This is a genomic window from Pseudoalteromonas sp. CR1 (assembly GCF_019392235.1).
In the GTDB taxonomy this organism is placed as follows: domain Bacteria; phylum Pseudomonadota; class Gammaproteobacteria; order Enterobacterales; family Alteromonadaceae; genus Pseudoalteromonas.
Genome location: NZ_JAHXRM010000427.1, coordinates 1 through 253 on the forward strand (window position 1 = coordinate 1; position 253 = coordinate 253).

Annotated in this window: 1 protein-coding gene; it reads left to right on the top strand. The window is 62.1% G+C overall.

Going from position 1 to position 253, the window contains the following annotated elements:
• A partial coding sequence (locus KZZ04_RS20005; protein ID WP_219424005.1) for a hypothetical protein occupies positions 1–253 on the top strand: 253 nt, incomplete at both ends.

Below are 253 nucleotides of genomic sequence, written 5' to 3' on the forward strand. Positions count from 1 at the left end.
TAACGGGCCAAAACGCCAACAACAGCATTCGGGTCACCAAAGCTTTTCTCGACGCCCTGGCGGCCGATGCGGACTTGCCCCTCCTCGCCCGCACCACCGGGCAGCCGATGAAAACCGTGAACGCCAGAGACCTCTGGACTCAGATCTGCGCCGCCGCCTGGCAATGCGGCGATCCGGGCATTCAATACGACGACATCATCAACGACTGGCACACCACCACGGCACAAGGCCCCATTCACGCCAGCAATCCCTG